Origin of the sequence: Filobacillus milosensis, assembly GCF_004402015.1 — a bacterium.
GTDB lineage: Bacteria > Bacillota > Bacilli > Bacillales > Alkalibacillaceae > Filobacillus > Filobacillus milosensis.
In genome coordinates this window covers 85058-101902 of sequence record NZ_SOPW01000001.1, presented here as the reverse complement: position 1 = coordinate 101902, position 16845 = coordinate 85058, and the positions used below count along the sequence as shown (strand labels likewise).

Sequence of the window (16845 nt, the reverse complement as noted above, 5' to 3'; positions counted from 1 at the left end):
CATGACACTGACTTTTAGTTAACTTGAGGAGGCAATCACTTGGAACCCATGGTACAGCACGTTGACGTATGGAAACCTTATATTAAAGACGTTTTACAAAGTAAAGTAAGCGAGTTAGAATTGTTAGGGTATGAAGGAGCTCATGAAGCGGAAGTATGGGAATGTTTAAAGAATAAGGTATGGAAAAAAGAGCAGGAAAAGCCGTTGTTTCAAGTCGTACAAGATATACTACATTTAAGTGGAAGTGTATATATGAGTTATCTAACGGTTCAAAGTCAAATGCATACGGATTTAATGGAGCAAATCCAAGCATTAAACAATGCAGATAAATAGTTAAAGAAATAACCAGGAAGGTTCAAGGGGGACAATACATATGGGTAGAAAAGGCAGAATAACCGCCTTTTTTCTTATCGTCATTATTTTAGGTGCGATGATAGGAACATCAACTAATTCAATTGCAAAGGGAATTCCATTAGGATTAGATCTACAAGGTGGATTTGAATTACTTTACGAAGTAGAACCTCAACAAGAGGGGCAGGAAGTAACCGATGAAATGCTAGATGCTGTTGTATCTAGTCTATATGAACGTGTAAGTATCTTAGGGGTCAATGAACCTAAAATTAATATTGAAGGTGATGACCGAATTCGGGTTCAACTAGCTGGGGTTGAAGATCAAAATGAAGCAAGGGAAATATTATCTACAACTGCAAAATTATCATTTAGAGGCGTAGATGATAAATTATATTTTGATGGTTCAGAAATCGTTCCAGGTAGTGCACAACAGGACTTTAGTCAGACAAATGAACCAATCGTTACATTACAAGTGAAAAATGAATTTGAAAATAGTGAGTATGAGAACTTTGGTGAAGTGACTGAGATTATTTCTAAAAAGACTCCACCAAACAATAGATTAGTTATTTGGTTGGACTATAAAGAAGGATATTCTTTTGAGGAAGAGTCAACAGAGGAAAATCCTAAATATATCTCTGCTCCAAGAGTCACAAAACCAATTTATTCACCAAATGTACAAATTGATGGAATGGCTTCGATAGAAGAAGCTCAAAATTTGGCGGAATTACTTAACGCAGGTTCACTTCCGGCTGATCTAAATGAGATTTACTCTGTTTCAGTTGGAGCTCAATTTGGTGAGCAGGCTTTAAATAAGACAGTGTATGCAAGTATATTAGGTGTCATTTTAATATTCCTTTATATGATTGCGTATTACCGTTTTCCAGGAATTATTGCATCTATTACATTAAGCGCATATATTTTCTTAATTTTATTAGTATTTAACATGATTAATGGTGTGTTAACGCTTCCTGGTATTGCCGCACTAGTTCTTGGTGTGGGTATGGCCGTCGATGCCAACATTATTACGTACGAACGAATTAAAGAAGAGTTAAAAGCAGGGAAAACGACCTTATCTGCATTTAATGCTGGTAATAAACGTTCATTTGCTACCATTCTTGATGCGAACGTGACAACAATTTTAGCTGCTATTGTACTATTTGTTTTCGGTACAAGCTCAGTTAAAGGCTTCGCAACGATGTTAATTATCAGTATTATATTAAGCTTTATTACTGCCGTCTTTTTAACTCGTTTCCTACTAGGTCTTTGGGTTAAAAGTAAGTTCTTAAATAAACGTCCTAAGTGGTTTGGTGTTAATCCAAAAGAAGTTAAAGACATTACGAAAGGTGAAGAAGTTGAACCTCACCTGTTCGGAAAAACATTTGATTTTGTGAAACACCGTAAGAAGTTCTTCTTAATTTCAATTGCTTTAGTTTTAATTGGAGTTATTTTCTTAATGTTTAGAGGACTAAACTTAGGAATTGATTTTGTTGCTGGTTCTCGTGTTGAAGTATTATCCGATCAACCATTAACAACAGAACAAGTAGAAGAACAATTTGGTGAATTAGGTCTGGACCCTAAGCAAGTCGTTCTAGGTGGAGAAAACGAGGATATTGGGATGGCTCGTTTTGATCAAGTATTAGATCAAGAGAAAATTGCGGAAGTAAATGAACACTTTAGTGAAGTTTACGGTAGTGCGCCAAATGTTAGTACTGTTACTCCTAAGGTAGGAAAAGAACTTGCAATGAACGCAATATATGCTGTACTTTACGCTTCTATCGGTATAATTATTTATGTCGCATTCCGATTTGAAATGATTTTTGCCATCACAGCTATAATCGCGTTATTACATGATGCATTCTTTATCTTAGCATTGTTTAGTGTCTTCCAATTCGAGTTCTCAATAACAATTATTGCCGCAATCTTAACCATCGTTGGTTATTCAATCAACGATACCATCGTTACGTTTGACCGGATTAGAGAGAACTTACGGATGGATAAGCAGGTCAAATCCTTTAAGCGCCTTGCTGATGTTGTAAATAAGAGTTTAATGCAAACGCTGGCTCGTAGTTTTAATACTGTAATAACAGTCGTGTTTGCTGCATTGATGTTATTTATTTTTGGTGCCCAAGCCATTACCTACTTCTCATTTGCATTAATCGTAGGTCTAATTGCAGGTACTTACTCCTCACTATTCTTAGCAGCTCAGTTATGGTTAGTTTGGAGAGGTAAAAACATCGATAAAAAACCAGTCGACTTCAGTAAGAAACAAAAAAATGATGGTCCCCAGGTATAACTATGTTTAAACTGACTTATCCTGATTAGGTTAAGTCAGTTTTTTTAATTGAGAACTGTAAAACATTATCTTTAAATTATATAAATTGAAAATAATATTTGACCAATTATGAAAAGCGAAAGGCGGCGACTCCTGCGGGAACAGCGCAAGCCGAAAATCACGCAAAACGAACGGGAGTGAGTTTTGGGAAGTTGAGGCCGTGCCCGCGGAATGCGTCCGCCTGTAGCGATTCGTAGAATCAACAATAAACCTTACCATAGCTTTAAATTAATATAATTTGTATCTGAAATGATTGTATAGGATAATAGTCATATGAAAAGGTGAAAGGGGTTGGAAACTTGAAGCAACAGTCCTGGATTGTGGTCTCATTAGTTTTCGCAGTTATTATCGCAGTATTTGCTGTCATTAATGTTGAAAATGTAGAAGTAGATTTCTTATTCACAACAACAACAGCTCCACTGATTCTTGTTATTCTATTATCTGTTTTAATGGGAGCTATTTTAATTGTCGGATTTAGTTTCTCGAAAATCTTCCAATTACAAAGAGATGTTAAGCAGTTGAGAAATGAAAATGAACAACTAAAACAAAAGCAATCGACTGATTTGACTCCAGAAAGCAAAAGTGATTCGACAGAAGTTCAACATAATGATGAACAAAAAGAATAATCTCATTGATACCCCTGATGAGCTCTAGTATAATGAGTTTCGTCAGGGGTGAATTTATGCTAGATAGTAAAATGAATTGGGTTATACATAATGCTGATTATACACCAGCACTTGATTTACCTTTTTCAAATGTTATAAAGAGAATGTTAGCTAAAAGAGGAATTAAAACAACAGAAGATGCGAACAGATTTTTACATGCAGACGTTAATGATTTGCATGATCCTTTTTTGTTTCCTGAAATGAAAAAGTCTGTTGAACGTATCCATCAAGCTATAAATAATGAAGAACAAATATTAATTTTTGGAGATTACGATGCAGATGGTGTAACATCCACTGCTGTGTTAATACGCACATTAAGACAATTAGGAGCAAATGTTAATTACTATATACCTAATCGCTTTACAGAAGGTTATGGTCCTAATGAAGCTGCATTTATGGAAGCAAAAGAGGCGGGAATCAATTTAATTATCACGGTTGACACTGGTATTGCGGCGCCTGAAGAAGCGAAGCTGGCTAAACAGTTAGGCATTGATTTAATCATTACCGATCACCACGAAGAACAAAACGAACTCCCTGAAGCCTATGCCATCATACACCCAAGGTTAGCAGAAACATATCCTTTTGATCATTTAGCAGGTGTAGGGGTAGCTTTTAAATTGGCTCACGCAATATTAGGTGAGCTGCCTTCGGAATTACTAGCTTATGCAGCAATAGGTACAGTAGCTGATTTAGTGCCATTAAAAGATGAGAATCGTATTATCGTTCAAAAGGGATTAGAAGAATTAAATAAAATTACCGAAGCCGGCCTTGAGGCTCTGAAGAAGGTTGGTAAAATAGAAGAAAAAGTAACTGAAGAGTCTATTGGGTTCATTATAGGTCCACGGCTGAATGCTGTTGGTCGATTACAGGATGCTTCGTTAGCTGTAGACTTGCTGTTAGAAGACGATCCATTAATAGCTGAAGATATGGCTAAAGAGGTTGACCAGCTGAATAAAGAGCGTCAGCAAATAGTGGCAGCATTAGCAGAAGAAGCGATTGAAGAAATAGAAAATAAATATAAAGACGATAAAGTGATTGTTCTTGCTAAAGAAGGTTGGAACCCAGGAGTTCTGGGAATAGTCGCTTCGAGAATTGTAAATCAATACTATCGACCAACGATTATTTTAGGTATTGATCCAGAAACAAATGAGGCTAAAGGAAGTGCTCGTAGTATTCCTGCCTATGACATTTTTAAAAACGGTATGGAATTACGTCATTTATTTTTACAATTCGGTGGGCATGCGCAAGCTGCAGGGATGACTGTGGCTGTTAATCAGATCGATGAATTAAGACAGGCATTAAATGAACAAGCTGAAGATTTATTAACTGAAAAAGACTTTCATCCTACATTAGAAATAGAAGATACAATTGATTGGAATGAAGTTGATTTAGATCTTCCTAAACAATTACAGCATTTAGCACCATTCGGTATGGGAAATCCAAAACCTTATTTCCAATTAAATAATTTAGTATTACGTGAAGCTAGAAAAATTGGTGCAAAGAAGAACCATGTTAAAATCACTGCAGATAGTGGTTTTGAGCAAATCGATATGGTTGGTTTTCAAATTGGCCATGTTGCAGATCAATTAACACCTGGTAGTCGAATAGATGTAGTTGGTGAGATTGATATTAATGAATGGAATGGGCACCGTAAATTACAAGTTAAGTTAAAAGATATACGTTGCCAGGAAACACAAATCTTTGATTTTCGTGGCAAAGGTAATTATTCAACTATGCTTTCAAACAATGATATTAAAGTAATTACCTTTTCGGGACAAAATCAACTGTTAGATTATCCACTGTTAGATTATAATAAAATTAAAGATCAAATTGAGCAGTACCTAGAAGGAACTAAGCGTATCATGTTTATCGATTTACCTAAAAGACTCGATGATTTAGAACATGTTATCTCATGTAATCAATATCAATCAGTTTATGCATGTTTTCAAAACGCTGATGAACAATATTTCACTTCAAGTGTTAAACGTAATCAATTCAAACAATTATATAGCATTTTAAAAAAACATAAGGAAATAAAAGAATCACAGAAACCCCAACTAGCAAAAGCTAAAGGGTGGAATATGGATCAGTTAGATTTCATGCTAAAAGTGTTTTTTGAATTGAATTTTGTTACAATGAGGAATGGCGATATAGTGTTACAGACGGATGTTGAACAACAACCGTTAACGAATTCCGAAACATATCAGGATCAGATGGAAAGAATTGAGGTTGAACAAGTTCTATATTATTCAACAACAGATGAGCTTAGACAATGGATAGTAGATCGTATGAAGCCTCAATTGCAGGAAGGAGAAGTTGTACATGGATTATAAAGAGTACATCACGATTGTAGAAGATTGGCCAAAAGAAGGAATTAAATTTAAAGATATTACAACTCTAATGGATAATGGTAAAGCTTTTAAATCTGCTGTAGATGAGATTGTAGAATATGCAAAGAAAAGGGATGTCGACATTGTTGTAGGACCCGAAGCTCGTGGTTTCATCGTTGGGTGCCCTGTATCTTACGCTTTAGAAATTGGGTTTGCACCTGTACGTAAAGAGGGTAAACTCCCAAGAGACGTTATCAAAGTAGATTATGGGTTAGAATATGGAAAAGATGTTCTAACAATTCATAAAGATGCTATTAAACCAGGACAACGCGTCCTCATTATAGATGATCTACTAGCCACGGGTGGAACAATAGAAGCTTCGATAGATCTTGTTGAGCAATTAGGTGGCGAAGTTGTAGGGTGTGCATTCTTAATTGAATTAACTTATTTAGATGGTAGAGATAAATTAAAAGATTATGATGTGTTAACCTTAATGCAATATTAAAATTTGCGCCGGCTGGTTCATATTATGGACCAGCCGGTATTGTAACTTTTAAATATATAATTGTATCTTTACATTTTTCGATAAATTATTAATAATATAACAAAGGCATTATGGACGTGAATCGAAACTTTTATGGGTGACTAGGTGATTGTATGGCAAAACATCAAAAAAAGACAATTGAAGAAGTACTAGAGGATGCAAGCCGTTATTTAAATGAAAAACATACGGCTTTTCTTCGTCGTGCCTATGAATATGCTAATAAAGCACATGAAGGACAAGTAAGGAAATCAGGAGAGGCTTACATTATTCATCCAGTTCAAGTAGCAGGCATTTTAATTGAACTTGAAATGGACCCAGCGACTATTGCCGGGGGGTTTTTACATGATGTCTTAGAGGATACGGAAGTTTCTTTTGATGATTTAAAAGAGGAATTTAGTGAAGAAGTTGCTTTACTAGTTGATGGCGTCACTAAACTAGGCAAAATTAAGTATAAGTCTAAGGAAGCTCAGCAGGCAGAGAATCACCGTAAAATGTTTGTAGCTATGGCTAAAGACATTCGTGTAATTTTAATCAAGCTTTCCGATCGTTTGCATAATATGCGTACCCTCGCTCACTTACCTGAAACTAAGCAGCGTCGTATTGCAAATGAGACACTCGAAATTTTTGCCCCATTAGCACATCGATTAGGTATTTCAACAATTAAATGGGAACTTGAAGATACATCGTTAAGGTATTTAAATCCACAACAATATTATCGCATTGTTCATCTGATGCGACAAAAGCGTGAAGAACGTGAATCTTACATCGAACAAGTTATTGATGAAATAAACTCTCAGCTTGGTGATGTAAATATTAAGGCAGAAATGTCTGGTCGTCCAAAGCATATCTATAGTATTTACCGTAAAATGGTACATCAGAAGAAAGACTTTAATGAAATTTATGATTTGTTAGCAGTTCGAGTGATTGTAAAAAGTATAAAAGACTGTTATGCCGTTTTAGGTATTATTCATACGTGTTGGAAGCCGATGCCAGGTCGATTCAAAGATTACATCGCTATGCCTAAACCAAACCTTTATCAGTCACTTCATACAACTGTTATAGGACCTAAAGGTGAACCATTAGAAGTGCAAATTCGTACACAAGACATGCACGAAATTGCTGAATATGGTATTGCTGCGCACTGGCTATATAAAGAAGGTAAAAGCGGAAGTGAAAAGCAAGAAGACATGTCAAGACAACTATCATGGTTCCGTGAAATTCTTGAATGGCAAAATGAAACGGTTGATGCTGAAGAATTTATGGAGTCATTAAAAGTAGACTTCTTTTCTGATATGGTTTATGTCTTTACACCTAATGGTGATGTGATTGAGCTTCCTAGGGGTTCAGTGCCTCTGGATTTCGCTTACCGTATTCATACAGAGGTCGGAAACAAGACGATTGGTGCTAAAGTTAACGGTAAAATGGAACCTTTAGATTACAAATTGCGAACAGGTGACATCGTTGAAATGTTGACTTCAAAGCATTCCTATGGACCTTCTGAAGATTGGCTAAAAATAACTCAAACTTCTCAGGCTAAAAACAAGATTAAGCAGTTCTTTAAGAAGCAACGTCGAGAGGAAAATGTTCAAAAAGGACAAGAATCGGTTGAAACAGAAATTAAGAATTTAGGTTTCGAGCCGAAAGAAGCTTTTACAGAAGAAAATATTCAGCTTGCATTAGATCGTTTTAGTTTTCAAACCGAAGAAGATTTATATGCTGCAGTAGGTTATCAGGGAGTTACAGCTCAGCAAGTGGCTAATCGAATCACAGAGAAGCTTCGTGAAAAAGAAAAAGCAACTGACTTAGAAAATTCGATTAAAGAAATGCAACAAGAAGTTGAGAACCGAAAACAACGCTCTTCTGGTTCAGGCGTCTATGTCAAAGGTGTGGACAACTTATTGATTCGCCTGTCACGCTGTTGCAACCCTGTTCCTGGTGATGATATTGTTGGGTTTATCACTCGTGGACGTGGCGTATCTGTGCATCGAAATGACTGTCCTAATATATCCAGTGAAGATGAATCAAGGTTACTTGAGGTTGAATGGGATAACCAAACTCAAGACCGTAAAAGTTATAGCGTTGATTTAGAAATTAACGGCTTTGACCGAAGTGGATTGCTCAATGAAATTTTACAAGTAGTTAATGAAACAAACACAAGCATTACAGCTGTAAATGGAAAATCAGACCGCAATAAAATGGCGACAATTAATTTAACCATTTTAATTCACAATGTTGAACACCTTAGAAAAATTGTGGAACGAATTAAACAAATTAGGGATGTATTTACTGTACAACGAACATTACATTAAGGAGTCGAAGAAACATGCGCGCAGTAGTTCAACGAGTTACAGAAGGTTCAGTTGAAGTCAATGGGGATACTACAGGTGCGATCGACCAAGGGTTAGTTGTTCTTTTAGGAGTTACCCATGACGATACAGATAAAGATATTCAGTTTTTAGCTGATAAAATATCTAATTTGCGTATATTTGAAGATGATCAAGGTAAAATGAACTTATCAGTAAAAGATGTAGGGGGAAAAGTGCTTTCCATTTCTCAATTCACATTGTACGGGGATTGTAAAAAAGGGAGACGCCCGAATTTTATGAAAGCAGCTAAACCTGATTTCGCTAATGATATGTATGAAAAGTTTAATCAGAGCGTCATTGACCAAGGGGTACCTGTTGAAACAGGTGTCTTTCAGGAATATATGAAGGTATCTTTACTAAACGATGGTCCGGTCACTCTTATTTTAGATACGGATGATTAATAAGTTCTTGACATAAGATTAAAACCCTTATATGATAAGTGAAACATTTAAATATCAAAAACCGAAGAAGGAAAAAGTAGTAAAGAATAAACTTTACAGAGAGGGTTTATCATTGGCTGAAAATAAACCTAAATGTTATCTTTACGAAAGACATTCTGGAGGTGCCACATCGAAACCAAGAGGCAGTAGGTGTCGGCCGCTTTAAGGCGTTACATAATTAAGAGAGAAATATGGTTTAACTATGTTTCTAAGCAGGGTGGCAACACGGGTCATACTCGTCCCTATCAAAGACTAATTAAGTCTTTGATAGGGACTTTTTTAATTTTTTCGAACTATTTGGCAAAATTAGTTGTTGTTGAGTGGGTGTGTGAAGTAATAAAAAGCGAAAGGCGGCGACTCCTGGTCGACTAAAAGCGGCCACGTCCTGTGGCCAACGTCGACACTTGACCGTCCAGGTCTTCACGGGAACAGCGCGAGCCGAAAATCACGCAAAACGAACGAATGTGAGTTTTGGGAAGTTGAGGCCGTGCCCGCGGAAAGCGTCCGCCTGTAGCGATTCGTAGAATCAATAACAAACTTAATAAAGCCGATTTATTAATTGATTTTGAAATATGTTAAAGGAGGATCATTATGAGTATAAACGTTCCAAGAGGTACAGAAGACCTTTTACCAGAAGCTACAAAAAAATGGCAAGCTATTGAGGATAAACTAAACCATTTAGCTCAAGTCTATAACTATAAAGAAATCAGAACACCAATTTTTGAGCGAACTGAGTTATTTCAACGAGGTGTCGGCGATACAACAGACATTGTACAAAAAGAAATGTATTCATTTGATGACCGAGGTGGAAGAAGTTTAACGCTTCGTCCTGAAGGTACAGCATCTGTTGCTCGAGCATATGTCCAACACAAAATGCACGGATTACCAGAACAACCAACAAAACTTTATTATATAGGACCGATGTTTAGGTATGAACGTCCACAACAAGGTCGTACAAGACAATTCACTCAATTTGGTATAGAAGCCATAGGCAGTGCTAACCCTGCTATTGATGCAGAAGTTATGGCATTTGCCATGGATTGCTATCAAGCTTTAGGACTAAAATCATTAAAGCTTGTAATTAATAGCCTTGGTGATCAAGAAAGTCGAGAAGCTCACCGAAATGCATTAATTAATCATTTTAAACCTTTTAAAGATGAATTATGCTCTGATTGTCAGCAGCGTTTAGAAAAAAATCCTTTAAGATTATTGGATTGTAAAGTTGATAAGGATCATGAAGCGATGCTAAATGCTCCATCTATTTTAGAATATTTGAATGAAGAATCATCTACTTATTTTGAAGAGGTTAAAAAGCACCTTGATACAATGGGCATAAATTATGTTGTTGATGAGACCTTGGTTAGAGGTCTTGATTACTATACACATACTGCATTTGAAATTATGAGCGAAGCTGACGGGTTTGGTTCCATTACCACCCTATCTGGTGGAGGCCGTTACAGTGGATTAGTTAAAGAGTTAGGTGGACCAGACATTTCAGGTATTGGCTTTGCTTTAAGTATTGAACGTCTAATCATGGCGCTTGATGCTGAAGGTGTCAAGTTAGAACGTGATGAATCAGTTGATTGTTATGTGATTAACATAGGTTCAGAGTCCAAATATGAAGCATCTAATATTGTTAATCAATTAAGACGAAGTGGAATTAAAGTCGATCAAGATTATTTAGATAAAAAAGTTAAAGGTCAATTTAAATCTGCAGATCGCTTAGAAGCAACTTACGCGATTATTATCGGTGAAGAAGAAATACAAAATGGCGTTGCCAATGTAAAGAATTTAAAAAGTGGCGACCAAAAAACAATTGAAATTAAAAATATCCCTTCAGAAATAAAAACAGGATTTTAGAGGAGGCACACCATGGAAACTCGTACACAATGTGGTTTATTAACAAAAGAATATGTAGAGCAAAAAGTTTTATTAAAAGGGTGGGTTCAAAAAAGACGAGATTTAGGTGGATTAATATTTGTTGACTTGAGAGATCGTTCAGGAATCGTTCAAGTGGTCTTTAATCCAGATTTCAACCAGGAAGCTCTAGAAATTGCAGAAAAAATAAGAAGTGAATTTGTTGTAGAAATTCAGGGAATCGTTAAAAAACGTGACGATTCAACGATCAACCCTAAAATGAAGACCGGTGAAATTGAAGTTGAAGCCAGTCACATTAAGATTTTAAACAAATCGAAAGCTCTTCCTATAAAAATTGAAGATGAGACAGAAGCAAATGAAGAAATCCGTTTAAAATATCGTTATCTGGATTTACGACGCCAGGAAATGCAACAAACGATGAAAATGCGTCACCAGATTTCACAAGCATTTAGAAGTTACCTGGATGATAAAGGTTTTTATGAGATGGAAACGCCAATGCTGACTAAAAGTACACCAGAAGGGGCTCGTGATTATTTAGTGCCAAGCCGTGTCCATCCAGGAGAGTTTTACGCTTTACCACAGTCTCCTCAATTATTTAAGCAATTATTAATGATTTCAGGTTATGAAAAGTATTTCCAAATCACTCGATGCTTCCGTGATGAAGATTTACGCGCTGACCGTCAACCAGAATTCACGCAATTAGATATTGAGACATCATTTATGTCTCAAGAAGAAATCATGGAAATGACTGAGGAAATGCTACAAGTTGTTGTTGAAAAGGTTAAAGGTATAAAGGTCGAAAAACCTTTCCCACGAATGACATATGATGAAGCGATGGAGCGATATGGTTCTGATAAACCAGATACTCGATTTGGTCTGGAATTAGTAAATATGAATGATGTAGTTGCTAATAGCGGCTTTAAAGTCTTTAAAGGTGCTGTAGAGTCAGGTGGAAAAGTTAGTGCTATAAATGTTAAAGGCCATGCTGACGAATTTTCTAGAAAAGATATTGATAAATTAACTGAAGCTGTAGCTGTATATGGAGCAAAAGGGCTAGCTTGGATGAAAGTAGACGGAGGTTCGTTAACTGGACCAATAGCTAAATTCTTCAGTGATGAAGAGGTAACAAACATTAAAGATAAATTAAATGCTGAAGATAATGACTTATTGTTATTTGTAGCAGATAAGGAAAGTGTTGTCGCTGATAGCTTGGGAGCCTTAAGGTTAAAGCTTGGGAAGGAACTTGGACTCATTGATAATAATCAATTCAATTTCCTTTGGGTGACAGATTGGCCACTATTTGAATATGATGAAGATGAAGAGCGCTATCATGCGGCTCACCATCCATTCACAATGCCACAAACTCAGGACATTGAAAAACTTGAAAGTGATCCTGTAAATGTAAAAGCACAAGCATATGATATTGTTTTAAATGGTTATGAATTGGGTGGTGGCTCATTACGTATTTATGAGAAGGACCTTCAGGCTCAAATGCTGAAAACCCTAGGATTTAGTGAAGAAGAAGCAACTGAACAGTTTGGCTTTTTATTAGAAGCTCTTGAGTTTGGTGCTCCGCCACATGGAGGTATTGCTCTTGGGTTAGATCGTACGGTTATGATTTTAGCAGGTAAAACAAACTTGCGTGATACGATTTTATTCCCTAAAACAGCGTCAGCATCAGATTTATTAACAGATGCACCATCTCCTGTTAATCCAGTTCAATTAGATGAGTTAAGCTTAGCATTAAAGGCTAAGAACAAGGAATAGAGGAAAAAAATACATCCAAATGACTACCTCATCAATATTGATTTGATTTCAGATCTATGCTATTATTCAATTACACAAACAAATGAACACAACAATCCTAATGTGTACGTCAATCTTCACATGTTTTGACCGAACACTTATAGAAAAGGGAGTCTGGTGTTTCCATGCAGCGTACATGCCTCGTGTAGGACTTACAAAACATGGAACAGGACACCCACCTGCTTAGAGCGGGTTCAAAACTATAACCAGATTGACGGCACGATTGGGATTGTAGTACATACCAAAAGTTAAGGCTATTTGCAGTTAATGCAAATAGCCTTTTTGTTTTTGCGAAGTATCTTCCTTAGCTGAACTTACTTCGCGATTTGTTGCAAATTTCCGTTTTTCTCCATTTTGAACGTAGGAGAAGATAATGAAGAGTCTTCATCCAATACAACCATTTTTCTCGCTCTTTCCATAATGGATATGAAAGTTTGATAATCTTCTTGTAATGATTGATATTCTTCATTCATTTTATTGATCTGACTCTCTAATTTTGAAACCTCATTTTTTAACTGTTCATTTTCATTTTGTATTTGCTCTAATTCAACAGAATTGATTCTTTGTTCATTTGATTTTAATTCTTGTAATTGATTAATAATCGAATCTATTGAAGGTTGTGAATCATATGAACCAACATATTGCCTTGATGGCTGAACTGAAGGTTGTACTGTTTTTAGAGCTGTTTGAGTTTGAACTTGTCCTTTATGTTTATGTTTTTCAGCTTGCTTACGTTGTTTACGTTGTCTTTTGGCCAAATCTATCGCTTTTTCATAGTTTCTACGAACTTCAGCATTCCAACGAAAACCGCATGCAGCAGCTGTACGATTCAAATGATCTCCAACTTCTTCAAAGGCATTCAGTTGAGTACTTCCTTCACGTATATGTCTTAGAACAGTTTCAGCTAGTAGTAAATCATCTTCATGAGACCAAGCATCTTGTCGTACTTTTACCACGATTTTCATCTCCTTTTAATAGTGATAGTTTTCTATTTCTATCATGTGCAAGATTAATTCAATATATACATGTAATTTAATAAATACTACTATTCGCCATGATCCTTTGAAATATAGTAAAATAGGAAACTATAGTAGTTTGTACGTGAAAAGGAGATTATTATACATGCTTTTTCAAGAGCCATTAGCTTATCGAATGCGACCTGAAAAAATTGAAGAGGTTGTTGGCCAAGATGAGATTATCGGTCAAGATACGCCATTATATAAAATGATCCAAAAAGGCCATGTGCCTTCCATGTTATTGTATGGTGAACCAGGTACTGGTAAAACATCATTAGCGTTTGCCATATCTGGTTCAACTAATAAAGAGTTTTTCGCTATTAACGCTACAACGGCTGGGAAAAAAGATGTTGAACGAATTATAAGTGAAGCCCGAATGACAAATGAAGCAATCCTATTTATAGATGAGATTCACAGGTTTAATAAAAGTCAACAGGATTCATTACTAAAAGCATTAGAAGAAGGCGTAATAACATTAATTGGGGCAACTACTGAGAATCCATTCCATAGTGTGAATAATGCCATTCGTTCGAGATGTGGGCAGATAAAGCAATTAAAACCTTTAAATAAAGAGTCCACAATTAATTTATTAAAAAGAGCTTTAAATGATGAAGAAAAAGGACTTGGTGAATTAAACGTCATAATGGATGATTCATTATTAGAGATTATTGCAGAAACTACAGGCGATGGGCGTACAGCACTATCATTGTTGGAAGATATCGTCTATGCATCAGACGAAACTGAAGACGGTATTCATGTCACAACGAATACAGTTGAATATTGTATTAAGAATAAAGGATTTACGCACGATAAAAAAGGAGATATCTATTATAATCTACTGTCTAGTTTTCAAAAAAGTATAAGGGGCAGTGATGCAGATGCTGCTTTATATTACTTAGCTCGTTTAATTGAAGGTGGAGATTTAGAAGCTATATCAAGACGATTACTTGTAATTGCTTATGAAGATATTGGGTTAGCTAATCCTCAATTATGCGCACGGGTATTGCCAGCCATTCAATCCGTAGAGCGTTTAGGTTTACCAGAAGCCCGAATCCCTTTGTCGGTAATTACTGTTGAATTAAGTTTGTCACCGAAATCAAATTCTGCATATAAAGGACTCGATAAAGCAATCAAACATGTACAGAAAGGTGTGACTGATGAAATTCCAGCTCACTTAAAAGATACACATTACCAAGGCGCTAAAAGCCTAGGTCATGGAGAAGAATATAAATACCCACATAATTATCCTAATAGCTGGATTTATCAAGAATACCTTCCTGAATCTATTAATTCTATGTCTTATTATCAGCCCAAGGATTTAGGTGAGGAAAAACGTTATAAGCAAGTTTACGACAAATTAAAACAATTAAAGCAGGCTGAACGTAAAAAAAATTTATAGGATTCAGTTTGTGCATAAATAACCAGTTCATGCTATAATGACATTTGGTTTTTATACTAATTGATACTAAAAAAACGTGTTAAAATAAAGAGTATGTATGATTAGGGAGGTCCAACCGGTGAAGATCTCAACAAAGGGTCGTTATGGATTAACGATTATGATTGCTCTAGCAAAAAATTATGGTGATCAACCATTACCTTTAAAACAAATTGCAAATGAATATAATTTATCTGAGCATTATTTGGAGCAGTTAATTGCTCCTCTTCGTAATTCTGGTTTAGTTAAAAGTGTTCGTGGAGCAAAAGGCGGATATTTGTTAACTCGTGAACCTAAACAAATTACAGCTGCTGATATTATAAGAACGTTAGAAGGTCCTATTCGACCAGTTGAGGAAATGGATGATGATGAACCTTCAAAACGTGAGTTATGGAAGAGAATTAGAGATGCTGTTAAAGATGTGTTAGAACAAACAACATTACAGGATTTAATTGAATATAATGATATGAATTATCAAGAAGAAAATATGTTTTATATCTAGAAAGTATTTATAAAGGGTGATCATATGAAACGCATTTATTTAGACCATGCGGCAACGACACCGATTCATCCATCTGTTAAAGACGTTATGCGTGATGCTATGGAAGAAAGCTTTGGAAATCCATCTAGTATACACCATTTCGGACGCGAAAGCAGAAAACGTTTAGATGAAGCTCGTACGACAATGGCTAAAAGTATAAATGGAAATTATGAATCCATTATTTTTACAAGTGGTGGCACAGAAGCGAATAACTTAGCTATTTTCGGTGCAGCTTATGCCAATCAGCATAAAGGGAATCATATTATAACCACACAGATTGAACACCACGCAGTGTTACATCCATGTGAACAATTAGAAAAGGAAGGGTTCGACGTAACGTACCTTCCTGTAAACGAAAATGGTTTAGTAGACATTATGGATGTAAAAAAAGCATTACGTAAAGATACTATTTTAACGACCATTATGTTTGTAAATAATGAGACTGGAATGAAACAGCCCATTCAAATGATTGGAAATATGATGAGAAGTCGTGGGATCATTTTCCACACTGATGCTGTACAAGCATTCGGTATCGAATCGATTGATGTAAATGAGATGAAAATTGATTTACTAACCGTTTCTTCTCATAAGATTTATGGTCCAAAAGGCGTTGGCTTTTTATATAAAAGAGATGAAATTGAATTAGCTCAAAGATTATTCGGTGGTGAACAAGAAAGAACGTGGCGTTCTGGCACTGAGAATACTCTTGCTATTGAAGGATTTAAAAAAGCAGTAGAAGTATTGCAGGACGAACGAGATAAAAGAAATGAGCATTATCAATCCTTAACAAATCGATTAATCCATTCTTTAGACGAAAAAAGTATTGATTACCATGTTAATGGAGACTTATCCCCGGAGGTCCATGTGCCTAATATTATTAATCTTAGTTTTCCAGGAATGGATGTTGAAATCTTTTTAACGAATTTAGACTTATCAGGAATTGCGGTTTCTTCAGGATCTGCTTGTACAGCAGGTGCCATTGATCCGTCGCATGTTTTAAGAGCCATGTACGGTGAAGACAGTCCAAGATTACGTAATTCAATTCGATTTTCTTTCGGTAAGGATAATACAGAAGAAGAAATGGAACAGGTTGCTGAACGAATTCAATTAATCGTGAACCGATTAGCATCAAAGAATTAAG

At 35.9% G+C, this 16845-nt stretch carries 13 protein-coding genes, 1 other RNA gene and 1 other annotated feature; of the genes, 13 read left to right on the top strand and 1 reads right to left on the bottom strand.

Annotation, left to right across the window (positions count from 1 at the left end):
• Positions 1-48 precede the first annotated feature (48 nt).
• The 10 genes from E3U55_RS00520 to ssrS all read left to right on the top strand — a co-directional run bounded on the left by E3U55_RS00520 (position 49) and on the right by ssrS (position 12946).
• Positions 49-333 (top strand): post-transcriptional regulator, encoded by a 285-nt coding sequence (locus E3U55_RS00520; protein WP_134338585.1) that lies wholly within the window; start codon positions 49-51, stop codon positions 331-333.
• A gap of 40 nt (positions 334-373) precedes the next feature.
• Positions 374-2644, top strand: a complete 2271-nt coding sequence (gene secDF, locus E3U55_RS00515) for a protein translocase subunit SecDF (protein ID WP_134338369.1) — start codon at positions 374-376, stop codon at positions 2642-2644.
• Between the two features lie 338 nt (positions 2645-2982).
• Positions 2983-3309, top strand: a complete 327-nt coding sequence (locus E3U55_RS00510; RefSeq protein ID WP_134338368.1) for a LapA family protein — start codon at positions 2983-2985, stop codon at positions 3307-3309.
• 56 nt (positions 3310-3365) lie between these two features.
• On the top strand, positions 3366-5681 hold the full coding sequence (gene recJ / locus E3U55_RS00505) for a single-stranded-DNA-specific exonuclease RecJ (protein ID WP_194840776.1): 2316 nt from the start codon (positions 3366-3368) through the stop codon (positions 5679-5681).
• Entirely contained in the window at positions 5671-6183 is a 513-nt protein-coding gene (locus E3U55_RS00500) for an adenine phosphoribosyltransferase (RefSeq protein WP_134338366.1), read from the top strand. Before recJ ends, E3U55_RS00500 begins: the two co-directional genes overlap by 11 nt.
• Positions 6184-6335: 152 nt before the next feature.
• Positions 6336-8531, top strand: coding sequence for a RelA/SpoT family protein (locus E3U55_RS00495; RefSeq protein WP_134338365.1), 2196 nt, complete (start codon positions 6336-6338; stop codon positions 8529-8531).
• Positions 8532-8545: 14 nt separating this feature from the next.
• The gene (dtd, locus tag E3U55_RS00490; protein WP_134338364.1) at positions 8546-8989 is read left to right on the top strand and encodes a D-aminoacyl-tRNA deacylase; all 444 of its coding nucleotides are present in this window, start codon (positions 8546-8548) and stop codon (positions 8987-8989) included.
• A gap of 55 nt (positions 8990-9044) precedes the next feature.
• Positions 9045-9275: a binding site (T-box leader), on the top strand.
• Positions 9276-9619: 344 nt separating this feature from the next.
• The gene (gene hisS, locus E3U55_RS00485) at positions 9620-10888 is read left to right on the top strand and encodes a histidine--tRNA ligase (RefSeq protein WP_134338363.1); all 1269 of its coding nucleotides are present in this window, start codon (positions 9620-9622) and stop codon (positions 10886-10888) included.
• Between the two features lie 12 nt (positions 10889-10900).
• Positions 10901-12673 carry an aspartate--tRNA ligase gene (gene aspS, locus E3U55_RS00480; protein WP_134338362.1) on the top strand — a complete coding sequence of 591 codons (1773 nt, stop codon included), beginning with the start codon at positions 10901-10903 and terminating at the stop codon, positions 12671-12673.
• A gap of 91 nt (positions 12674-12764) precedes the next feature.
• A non-coding RNA gene (gene ssrS, locus E3U55_RS00475) (6S RNA) lies at positions 12765-12946 on the top strand.
• Between the two features lie 80 nt (positions 12947-13026).
• Here the strand turns inward: ssrS and E3U55_RS00470 are convergent.
• Positions 13027-13668 carry an RsfA family transcriptional regulator gene (locus E3U55_RS00470; RefSeq protein ID WP_134338361.1) on the bottom strand — a complete coding sequence of 214 codons (642 nt, stop codon included), beginning with the start codon at positions 13666-13668 and terminating at the stop codon, positions 13027-13029.
• A 166-nt stretch (positions 13669-13834) separates the two neighbouring features.
• Between E3U55_RS00470 and E3U55_RS00465 the strand changes: the two genes are divergently transcribed.
• The 3 genes from E3U55_RS00465 (at position 13835) to E3U55_RS00455 (ending at position 16844) form a co-directional block, all read left to right on the top strand.
• On the top strand, positions 13835-15127 hold the full coding sequence (locus tag E3U55_RS00465) for a replication-associated recombination protein A (RefSeq protein WP_134338360.1): 1293 nt from the start codon (positions 13835-13837) through the stop codon (positions 15125-15127).
• 118 nt (positions 15128-15245) lie between these two features.
• Positions 15246-15665, top strand: coding sequence for a cysteine metabolism transcriptional regulator CymR (gene cymR, locus E3U55_RS00460; RefSeq protein ID WP_134338359.1), 420 nt, complete (start codon positions 15246-15248; stop codon positions 15663-15665).
• A 24-nt stretch (positions 15666-15689) separates the two neighbouring features.
• Complete coding sequence (locus tag E3U55_RS00455) at positions 15690-16844, top strand: cysteine desulfurase family protein (protein ID WP_134338358.1); 1155 nt, start codon at positions 15690-15692, stop codon at positions 16842-16844.
• Position 16845 lies beyond the last annotated feature (1 nt).

Coding starts and splice junctions, on each gene's coding strand:
- E3U55_RS00520 (WP_134338585.1), top strand. CDS start 49: ATGGTACAGCACGTTGACGTATGGAAACCTTATATTAAAGACGTTTTA.
- E3U55_RS00465 (WP_134338360.1), top strand. CDS start 13,835: ATGCTTTTTCAAGAGCCATTAGCTTATCGAATGCGACCTGAAAAAATT.
- recJ (WP_194840776.1), top strand. CDS start 3,366: ATGCTAGATAGTAAAATGAATTGGGTTATACATAATGCTGATTATACA.
- secDF (WP_134338369.1), top strand. CDS start 374: ATGGGTAGAAAAGGCAGAATAACCGCCTTTTTTCTTATCGTCATTATT.
- E3U55_RS00495 (WP_134338365.1), top strand. CDS start 6,336: ATGGCAAAACATCAAAAAAAGACAATTGAAGAAGTACTAGAGGATGCA.
- dtd (WP_134338364.1), top strand. CDS start 8,546: ATGCGCGCAGTAGTTCAACGAGTTACAGAAGGTTCAGTTGAAGTCAAT.
- E3U55_RS00455 (WP_134338358.1), top strand. CDS start 15,690: ATGAAACGCATTTATTTAGACCATGCGGCAACGACACCGATTCATCCA.
- hisS (WP_134338363.1), top strand. CDS start 9,620: ATGAGTATAAACGTTCCAAGAGGTACAGAAGACCTTTTACCAGAAGCT.
- E3U55_RS00500 (WP_134338366.1), top strand. CDS start 5,671: ATGGATTATAAAGAGTACATCACGATTGTAGAAGATTGGCCAAAAGAA.
- aspS (WP_134338362.1), top strand. CDS start 10,901: ATGGAAACTCGTACACAATGTGGTTTATTAACAAAAGAATATGTAGAG.